The 7,572-nt window shown below is 74.7% G+C and carries 7 protein-coding genes; 6 read left to right on the forward strand and 1 reads right to left on the reverse strand.

The features are described from left to right. Positions 1-24: 24 nt before the first annotated feature. Entirely contained in the window at positions 25-309 is a 285-nt protein-coding gene (locus tag HCN52_RS19205; protein ID WP_312871412.1) for a hypothetical protein, read from the reverse strand. 215 nt (positions 310-524) lie between these two features. Between HCN52_RS19205 and HCN52_RS19210 the strand changes: the two genes are divergently transcribed. The 6 genes from HCN52_RS19210 to HCN52_RS19235 all read left to right on the forward strand — a co-directional run. After that, positions 525-3,113: a sensor histidine kinase gene (locus tag HCN52_RS19210; protein WP_168089701.1), complete on the forward strand. Its 2,589-nt coding sequence runs from the start codon at positions 525-527 to the stop codon at positions 3,111-3,113. Then, the gene (locus HCN52_RS19215; RefSeq protein WP_167934763.1) at positions 3,113-3,550 is read left to right on the forward strand and encodes a roadblock/LC7 domain-containing protein; all 438 of its coding nucleotides are present in this window, start codon (positions 3,113-3,115) and stop codon (positions 3,548-3,550) included. The genes HCN52_RS19210 and HCN52_RS19215 overlap by 1 nt, the downstream gene beginning before the upstream one ends. 13 nt (positions 3,551-3,563) lie before the next feature. Further along, positions 3,564-3,962 carry a DUF742 domain-containing protein gene (locus HCN52_RS19220; protein WP_168089702.1) on the forward strand — a complete coding sequence of 133 codons (399 nt, stop codon included), beginning with the start codon at positions 3,564-3,566 and terminating at the stop codon, positions 3,960-3,962. Continuing rightward, complete coding sequence (locus tag HCN52_RS19225) at positions 3,943-4,545, forward strand: GTP-binding protein (protein WP_168089703.1); 603 nt, start codon at positions 3,943-3,945, stop codon at positions 4,543-4,545. Before HCN52_RS19220 ends, HCN52_RS19225 begins: the two co-directional genes overlap by 20 nt. Positions 4,546-4,694: 149 nt before the next feature. Further along, a complete protein-coding gene (locus HCN52_RS19230) occupies positions 4,695-6,761 on the forward strand; it encodes an acetoacetate--CoA ligase (RefSeq protein ID WP_168089704.1) in 2,067 nt (688 codons plus the stop codon). Between the two features lie 122 nt (positions 6,762-6,883). After that, positions 6,884-7,572 (forward strand): DUF8829 domain-containing protein (locus tag HCN52_RS19235; protein ID WP_512700788.1); only part of this gene is annotated, 689 nt, incomplete at its 3' end.

A 7,572-nucleotide genomic window follows, 5' to 3' on the forward strand; every position in this document is an offset into this window, starting at 1 on the left:
GACCGGGGCGGCTCGCCGCCCCGGTCAGCCCTCGCGTCCCAGCGCGCGCCGCCGGGCCACGCTGTTGGGCAGCGACACCACGCCGTGCCGCTGCCGCCACATCTGACGGGTGATCCAGATGTCCAGGACCCCCCATGTGGAGAGGATCACACTCAGCAGCGTGCTGAAGACCATCGGTACGGCCAGCCAGGAGCCCGCCAAGGCGCTGAGCACCAGCACCAGCAGCTGAACCAGCGTCACCGCCACGAACAGCACCGCGCGGACCGCGGCGTCACGCACCGGGTCCGGCATACGGGGTCTGGGGTCCATCCTCCTGCGCTCCCCTGCACGGCGAGATGAACGACGAGATGCGCGGAAATGTCACGCGCGACCATCGTAGAACGCCTTGCACGCCCGCAGGTGAACAGTAAGGATGAGGCGCGCCGCACATCCATCCGGCCCCCGCCGTTTCCCATCCGGGGCCCGGGGAGAGAGGATGTGGTCCGGCACAACGACTCGGTTTCGCCACGGACTTAGGGGAGGTCATGCGCTTTCGGGGGAAGTCCGTCCGGCGGAAGATCACGGCACTGCTCCTGGTGCCCCTCACGTCGCTGGTCGCGCTCTGGGCGTTCTCGGTCGCGATCACGGCGCAGGAGGCCCGCGAGCTGCTCGCCGTCTCCGCGGTCTCCGACAGCCTCGGCCGGCCGGCCGAGACCGCGGTCCGCTCGCTGCAGCAGGAACGGCGCCAGACCATGGTCTACCTGGCCGACCCGCGCAACCAGGCCGACCTGCGGCGCGCCCGCACCATCACCGACGGCGCGGTGGCGCGACTCCGCGTCGCCGCCGACACCGGTGCCCGGGGCGACCTCAACGACGGGGCGCAGCAGCGGCTGGACAGCCTGCTCAACGGCCTCGACCGGTTGGAGCAGATCCGCGGCAACGTCGACGCCAACACCACGACCCGCACCAGCGCGTTGGAGGCGTACAACGGCCTGGCGGAGCCCGGTGTCCGGTTCGTCTCGGCGCTGCACCTGCTGGAGAACGTCGACCTCGACCGCCACGGGCGGGCGGTCTCCGGGCTGGGCCACGCCGCCGAGTACCTCTCCCGCACGGACGCGCTGATCGCGGGCGCCCTGGTCGCGGGCACGGTCACCGACACCGAGCAGCGGAGGCTGACCGAGGGCGCCGCCGAGCGCCGGCAGGCCTTCGCCACCCACCTGCCCGACCTGCCGCTGGACGACCGGCAGGCCCACGACTACTTCTGGCAGGTCGGCTTCGGCCACACGCTCACCGTCACCGAGGAGAACCTCATCTCCCACGGCGAGGCCTCCATCGGCCCCGAGCGCTGGGAGGACGTCACCTCGACCGCCGCCACCGAACTCCGCGAGCTGGCCGACGCCGCCGCCGACCGCTACCAGGACGAGGTCTCCCCGGCCGCGACGGCGGTGCTGACCCGCGCGGCGTTCGCCGGCGTCGCGGGGCTGGCCGCCGTCCTCGTCTCGGTGTTCGTCTCGATCCGTGTCGGCCGCGGGCTCGTCCGGGACCTGCGGGCGCTGCGGCGCGAGGCGCACGAGGCCGCCGACGTGCGGCTGCCCGCCGTGATGCGGCGCCTCGGTGAGGGCGAGACGGTCGACGTGGAGACGGAGGCCCCGAAGCTGGAGTACGGCCGGGACGAGGTCGGCGACGTCGGCCGCGCCCTGAACACCCTCCAGCGCGCTGCTGTCGAGGCCACGGTCCGCCAGGCCGACATGCGCCGCGGCGTCTCCGATGTCTTCGTCAACCTCGCTCGTCGCAACCAGGTGCTGCTGCACCGCCAGTTGAGCCTGCTGGACACCATGGAGCGCCGCACCGACGACGCCGACGAGCTGGCCGACCTCTTCCGCCTGGACCACCTGACCACCCGGATGCGGCGCCACGCCGAGGGACTGGTCATCCTCTCCGGCGCGGCCCCGCCCCGGCAGTGGCGCAAGCCGGTCCAGCTGATGGACGTGGTGCGCGGCGCCGTCGCCGAGGTGGAGCAGTACGAGCGGATAGAGGTGCGGCGGATGCCGCGGCTGTCGGTGGCCGGCAACGCCGTCTCCGACCTCAGCCACCTCATAGCCGAACTGCTGGAGAACGCCACGGTGTTCTCCCCGCCGCACACCGCCGTGCACGTCCAGGGCGAACGCGTGCCCCAGGGCTTCTCGCTGGAGATCCACGACCGCGGCCTCGGCATGACGCCCGCCGCACTCGCAGCCGCCAACGACACCCTCGCCAACAGCCCGGACTTCGAGCTCTCCGACACCGACCGCCTGGGACTCTTCGTCGTCTCCCGACTGGCCCGGCGCCATGCCGTCCGGGTCACGCTCGCCCCGTCGCCCTACGGCGGCACCACCGCGGTCGTGCTGCTCCCCGGAGAACTGCTCAGCGACGCCGTCGCGGACGACACCGACCACCGCGCGCCGCTGCCCGACCGCCCCTCACCCCCGGCTCTCCTCAACGGACCCGTGGACGGCCCCGTGGAGCTGGACGCGCCCGTCTCGGTGCACGGCCCCGCCGAGCTGGACATCCCGGTCCCGGCGCACGGCCCGGACCCACTGCGCGAGACCCTGGCCGCGTCCGGGCGCCGTCCCGGTCCGGACGTTCCCTTCCCGTCACGAGGGGCTGCGCCCGAGGTCGACGACGCCCCCGGCAGCGGCCGCCACCGTGCCCCCGACGGCGCCGACGATCCGACCGCGGACGGGGCCGAGCACGGCGACTCCCGTGACGAGACGCCGCCGACCCCGCTCCCGCAGCGCCGCCGTGCCCCGGTGCTCATCGCCGAGAACGGCCGCCGGCTGCACGGCCCGCCGGGGGACGAACCCGACCTCCCCGCGACCGGCCCGGTCCCGACCGCCCACCCCGCCGATCCCGCCACGGACGGCACGACGGCGGGACTGCCCCGCCGGGTGCGACAGGCCGGCCTCGCGCCGCAGCTGCGGCGCGCCGCGCCACCGCTCTCGGGCGGCTGGGATCCGGCACCCGACGCGGACGCCGAGTCGGTGCGGGAGAGGATGTCCTCGTTCCAGCGCGGCTGGGAGCGGGGACGGGAGGAGATGGACAGCCGGTCACGGGAGAACCCGCCCGGTACCGACGGACGTGAGGGACGAGAGTGATGACGGCACCGCAGACCGAACACGACAGGGGGCCCGGCCGCAGCGCGGAGCTCGACTGGCTGCTGGACGACCTGGTCTCCCGGGTCGGGAGCATCCAGCACGCGCTGGTGCTCTCCGGTGACGGGCTGGCCCGCGGGTCCTCGCAGGGGCTGGACCGCGAGGCGGGCGAGCACCTGGCGGCGGTGGCCTCCGGATTCCACAGCCTGGCCAAGGGCGTGGGCCGCCAGTTCCAGGTCGGCTCGGTGCGGCAGACCATGGTCGAGCTCGAAGAAGCGTTTCTCTTCGTCGCCGCCTCCGGGTCGGGCAGCTGCCTGGCTGTCATGACCGGGCCCGGCGCCGACGTCGGCCAGGTCGCGTACGAGATGACGCTGCTGGTGCGCCGGGTCGGCGACCACCTGGGCACGGCTCCCCGCCTCGGCGCGACCGACCCGGCGTGAGGCCGGCGGTGCGATGACCCAGGGTTGGTTCGACGAGGACGCGGGGCCGGTGGTGCGCCCCTACGCGATGACGCGTGGGCGCACCCGGGTCGCCGGGGGAGAGCGCCTCGATTTGATCGCCCTGGTGACCGCCCTCATCGGGGGCGGCCAGGAGCTGCCCCCTGACGCCACCCTCCCCGGCGGTCAGGGGCTCGCCCCCGAGCACGGCGAGATCCTGTACCGGTGCCGCAGGGTCTCCGAGTCCGTCGCGGAGCTCGCGACCGGACTGGACCTGCCCGTCGGTGTGGTGCGGGTCCTCATCAGCGATCTGCTGGAGGCCGGCCTGGTCCGGGTCAGCCACCCGATCCCGGCCGCTCAGCTACCGGACGAGAACATTCTGCGTGAGGTGATCGATGGTCTCCGGGCCCTCTGACATAGCAACGGCGGCGCCCGACCCGCTGGCCCTGAAGATCCTGGTCGCGGGTGGCTTCGGAGTCGGCAAGACCACCCTGGTCGGGTCGGTCAGCGAGATCCGGTCCCTCCAGACCGAGGAGCGGCTGACCGAGGCCGGCCGGCCGGTGGACGACACCACCGGGGTCGCCGCCAAGCGCACCACCACGGTCGCCATGGACTTCGGCCGCATCACCATCAGCGACGCCCTGGTGCTCTACCTGTTCGGCACGCCCGGCCAGGAGCGGTTCTGGTTCCTCTGGGACGAGTTGGCGCAGGGGGCGATCGGTGCCGTGGTCCTCGCCGACACCCGCCGGCTGGCGGACAGCTTCGCCGCGATCGACTTCTTCGAGAGCCGGGGGCTGCCGTTCGCCGTCGGGGTCAACTGCTTCGAGGGGGCCGATCGCTACCCGCCCGAGGCGGTCCGCGCGGCACTCGACCTCGACCCGGACATCCCGGTGGTGCTCTGCGACGCCCGGGTGCGGTCCTCGGCCCGGGAGGCGCTGGTCGCCGTCGTGGAGCACGCGCTGCGGCGGTCGGCCGCGGCGCGCAGCGCCATGACCTGACCCGCCGGCCGCCGCGGGACGGCGAAGCGGTTCCCCACCCTGGTGCGGCCGGGCGCGACATGGCAGGGTCGCGCTGTACCGCGTCACGCGCACACCCCCGCACGTGCGCGGGGCCACGCACACGACGCGTACCTCACCGGGAGCCGAGAATGACCACGACATCCGCCGACCAGGCCGCCGCGCCCGAGCCGCTGTGGCGCCCGTCCCCGGAGCGCGTCGAGGCGGCGCGCCTGACCCGGTTCCACCGGTTCGCCGCAGCGGAGCACGGCGCCCCGTCGCCCGCCGGGGACGACCCGGCCGCCGACTACGCGGCGCTCCACCGGTGGTCGGTCGGCGAACCCGACGGGTTCTGGCGGGCGGTGACCCGGTGGTTCGACGTGTCGCTGGGCCAGGGCGCCGACCGCGCCCTGGCCGACGCCTCGCTGCCCGGCGCGCGCTGGTTCCCCGGCGCCACCGTCAACTACGCCGCCCACGCGCTGCGATGGGCCGACGACCCCGCGTCGGCGGAGGAACCGGCGCTGCTCGCCGTCGACGAGGGACAGCAGCCCCGGCCGGTCAGCCGGCGCGAGCTCCGCGACCGCGTGGCGGTGCTCGCCGAGGAGATGCGCCGGCTCGGCGTGGCACCCGGCGACCGGGTCAGCGGCTACCTGCCCAACATTCCCGAGGCCGTCGTCGCCTTCCTCGCGACCGCGGCGGTGGGCGCGGTGTGGACCTCCTGCGCCCCGGACTTCGGCGCCCGCAGCGTGCTGGACCGGTTCCAGCAGGTCGAGCCGGTGCTGCTGTTCACCGTCGACGGCTACCGGTACGGCGGCAAGGAGCACGACCGGAGGGCGACCGTCGCGGAGCTGCGCCGGGAACTCCCCTCGCTGCGGGCCACCGTCCACATCCCGCTGCTGGGCAGCGAGCCGCCGCCCGGTGCGCTGTCCTGGGAGGAGCTCACCGCTCCGGGGCCGAACCCGCCCCGGCCGGTCTACCAGCAGGTCCCCTTCGACCACCCGCTGTGGGTGCTGTACTCCTCCGGCACCACCGGTCTGCCCAAGGCGATCGTCCAGTCGCAGGGCGGCATCCTCGTCGAGCACCTCAAGCAACTCGGCCTGCACTGCGACCTCGGCGCCGGGGACCGGTTGTACTGGTACACCTCCACCGGCTGGATGATGTGGAACTTCCTCGTCTCCGGCCTGCTGGTGGGGGCGACCGTGGTCGTCCACGACGGCGGCCCGGCGTATCCCGCCGCGGACGCGCAGTGGCGCATCGCCGAGCGGACGCGTGCCACGCTCTTCGGGACCTCCGCCGCCTACATCACCGCGTGCGCCAAGCAGGACGTCCACCCGGGCCGGGACCTGGACCTCAGCGCGACCCGCTGCGTCGCGACCACCGGTTCCCCGCTGCCTCCGGACGGTTTCCGCTGGCTGCACGAGGAGGTCGGCGCCGATCTGTGGATCGCCTCCGTCAGCGGCGGCACCGACGTGTGCAGCTGCTTCGCCGGCGCCGTGCCGACGCTGCCGGTCCACGTCGGCGAGTTGCAGGCACCGTGCCTGGGCACCGACCTCCAGGCCTGGGACCCGGCCGGCCGGCCGCTGGTCGAGGAGGTGGGGGAGCTGGTCGTCACCAACCCGATGCCGTCGATGCCGGTGCGGTTCTGGAACGATCCGGAGGACCGGCGCTACCGCGAGAGCTACTTCGAGACCTACCCCGGAGTCTGGCGTCACGGCGACTGGATCACCGTCACCCGGCACGGCGGTGTGGTCATCCACGGCCGGTCGGACTCGACGCTGAACCGACAGGGCGTCCGGATGGGCTCGGCGGACATCTACGAGGTCGTCGAACGCCTGCCCCAGGTGCGGGAGTCCCTGGTGGTCGGGGTGGAACTGCCGGACGGCGGCTACTGGATGCCGCTGTTCGTGCAGCTCGCCGAGGGGGTCGCCGACGACGACGCCCTGCGCACCGCGATCGCCGCGGCCCTCCGGACGGAGCTGTCGCCCCGTCATGTCCCGGACGACGTGGTGGTGGTGCCGGGCATCCCGCACACCCTCACCGGCAAGCGGCTGGAGGTCCCGGTGAAGCGGTTGCTGCAGGGCACCCCGCTGGAGCGGGCCGTGAACCCGGGATCCGTGGACGACGTGGAGCTGCTCGCCTCCTTCGCCGCGCTGGGCGCCCGGCGGACGGGCGGCTCGCCGGGGGAGAACCCCGGCCGCGGCGCCGCCGCGCGGGGCTGAGCCCGCGCCGTCCGCCCGCGGACCGGGGCGCACCTGGCGACCACTACGACCGTCACTGTCAGTGGTCGTGATTACGCTGCGTGGTGATCGTTCGTCGAGGCCTCGGCCACCGGAGGAGCACCATGCAGCAGACGCCCCCGCCCCACCCGCCGGACCGGCCCGCCGCCACCGCGGCCGGCTACCGCGCGCTGACCGTCAGCACCGTCCTCGTCGCCGCACCCCCGCCCGCACCGGGCGGGGATGCGGGCGACCCCGCACCCGCCGACGCGTCGGGCGCCGGCGGGCAGGCGGCGGGCGACGCCTACCTGCGCGGTCTCGAACGCCATCTCCGGCAGCTCGCCCGCCGCGGCGGGCCCGTCCGCCTCGCCCTCTTCGACCCCGACGACTACCTCGACCGCTGCCGCCGCACCGGGGCCGACCCCGACGCCCCCGCCGTCCGTGCCGCCTACACCGGAGAGCGGGCGGCCGACGCCGCCACCGTCGCCTACCGGGGCCAGCCGCTGGACCGCGCCCTCTCCCAACTGGCGGCAGCGGAGCACGCCCGACGGACCTGGGAGCGGTGCGCCGACCTGCTGGCCGCGGCGGCCCGCTGCCCGCGGTGCGGCGGCCCCGGAGCGGAGTGCGCGTTCCAACAGGCCGCGGACACCGTGACCGAGCTGCTGCGGCGCGCCGGGCCCGGGGAGCAGCGCCTGGTGTGCACCCTCGGCGACGGGGCGGCCGAGCTGAGCGCCACGCTGCGCCGGGCCGGTGGGAACCCCGGGGCCGACGTGGCCGCGGGCGACCCGCTGCCCGACCTCGCGGCGTCCCCGGC

Origin of the sequence: Streptomyces bohaiensis, assembly GCF_012033785.1 — a bacterium.
Lineage (GTDB): Bacteria > Actinomycetota > Actinomycetes > Streptomycetales > Streptomycetaceae > Streptomyces > Streptomyces bohaiensis.

What these genes read in the sequence shown, in the direction of transcription:
- HCN52_RS19230 (WP_168089704.1), top strand. Translation starts at nt 4,695, where the DNA reads ATGACCACGACATCCGCCGACCAGGCCGCCGCGCCCGAGCCGCTGTGG.
- HCN52_RS19215 (WP_167934763.1), top strand. Translation starts at nt 3,113, where the DNA reads ATGACGGCACCGCAGACCGAACACGACAGGGGGCCCGGCCGCAGCGCG.
- HCN52_RS19210 (WP_168089701.1), top strand. Translation starts at nt 525, where the DNA reads ATGCGCTTTCGGGGGAAGTCCGTCCGGCGGAAGATCACGGCACTGCTC.
- HCN52_RS19205 (WP_312871412.1), bottom strand. Translation starts at nt 309, where the DNA reads ATGGACCCCAGACCCCGTATGCCGGACCCGGTGCGTGACGCCGCGGTC.
- HCN52_RS19225 (WP_168089703.1), top strand. Translation starts at nt 3,943, where the DNA reads ATGGTCTCCGGGCCCTCTGACATAGCAACGGCGGCGCCCGACCCGCTG.
- HCN52_RS19220 (WP_168089702.1), top strand. Translation starts at nt 3,564, where the DNA reads ATGACCCAGGGTTGGTTCGACGAGGACGCGGGGCCGGTGGTGCGCCCC.